The organism is Okeania hirsuta (genome assembly GCF_003838195.1).
Classification (GTDB): domain Bacteria; phylum Cyanobacteriota; class Cyanobacteriia; order Cyanobacteriales; family Microcoleaceae; genus Okeania; species Okeania hirsuta.
This window is the reverse complement of record NZ_RCBY01000588.1, coordinates 1-1311: the sequence shown is the minus strand read 5'-3', so window position 1 is coordinate 1311 and position 1311 is coordinate 1. Positions and strand designations below refer to the sequence as shown.

General features: G+C 33.9%; 2 protein-coding genes. One reads left to right on the top strand and one right to left on the bottom strand.

The features are described 5' to 3' along the window. Positions 1 to 230 (top strand): 50S ribosomal protein L11 methyltransferase (locus tag D5R40_RS33065; protein WP_192901341.1); only part of this gene is annotated, 230 nt, incomplete at its 5' end. A gap of 471 nt (positions 231 to 701) precedes the next feature. On the opposite strand, the gene D5R40_RS33060 is transcribed toward D5R40_RS33065, so the two are convergent. Continuing rightward, the coding region (locus D5R40_RS33060; protein WP_445974463.1) for a hypothetical protein at positions 702 to 1311 on the bottom strand (610 nt) is incomplete at its 5' end.

The following is a 1311-nucleotide window of genomic DNA, read 5'->3' as shown; positions in this document are numbered from 1 at the left end:
TAGCTTCTGGTCCGGTAGATGGTATAGTTTGTAATATTTTAGCTGAAGTAATTATTGATATAATTCCACGTCTGGAAGCGATCGCTAAACCTACAACTTGGGGCGTTCTTAGTGGAATTTTACTAGAACAAGCTAAATCAATTGCTGATACTTTGGAAGAAAATGGTTGGGTTGTGGCCACTCTTTGGAAACGAGGAGAGTGGTGTTGTTTTAATATTCGGCGTTCTTAATTAATTTAAGAAGGTTTTAGGTTTTAGGTGGTAGGTTGTAGGTGAAAATTTGAGAATGATTTAAGAAGGTTTTAGGTTTTATATCAAATCCGTTTAATTAGGTATAAAAATATTGTCCATTTTCACAATTACCAAATCTTTATAACTGTTTTTCCTCCTGACTCCTGTACGGGCGTTTTGCTGTGGCATAACTCCGTTAACGCTCCGCGACATGTAAAGCGGAGAGCTTCTACCTGAGCAAACGGCCGTTAGCTTCGCATAACTATCATTAACGCCCCTACTACCTGACTCCTAACTTCAAAAGATTTTATACCGATACTAATAGATTTAATATTAGGTGGTAGGTGAAAATTTTAAGAACGAAGATATAGCAGTGGAAGGAAAGGGCGCGGACATATCAAAAGTTTAAAACTCAGACAAAGCCAGATTTTTCCTTTTTCACTTCTTCTCTCTTCCTTTTTCCTTCTTCCTTCAGCTATAAAAATAAATATAACTACTACAATAAAAAATATTAACTAGAACTATCAATACTTTTCCGATTGCAGAATTAATGCTAGGAAATATCCACAAAGTTGCTAATAACACCAGTAAAATTTCTATCAAGGCAACAATTGCTCCATAATGTTTCGGGTCCCAATAAGAAATAGGGCTAATAAATCGATAATTACTTAAAGGGAAAAAATGTTTATGAGCATCATTATTATGTACTGGTAAATCAAACAGAGAATGAAGCACCAAACTAATACAAATAACTTGCATAATTTCCCAGCCAAAATAGTAAGAAATTAGTAATAAAATTATCGCTAAAGGAATAGAATGAAAAGTAGCAACAAGATTTTGTATTAATGGTTGATAATAGGCTTCTGACCAAATTTTTGCTTCTGGTAACCGGACAATAAATTTTGCCCAAAAGTAGAAAATAAAGATTGGAATATCTGGTAAAATTCCACCTATTACAATAGCAAAATTAGCTTGTGATAATTGTGGTTTAGCAAGAAGAGCTAGATTAATAATGGCATGACTTGGTGTATTCATTAGAAGTAAGAAACAAGAAGGAAGAAGTAAGAAGGAAGAAGGAAAA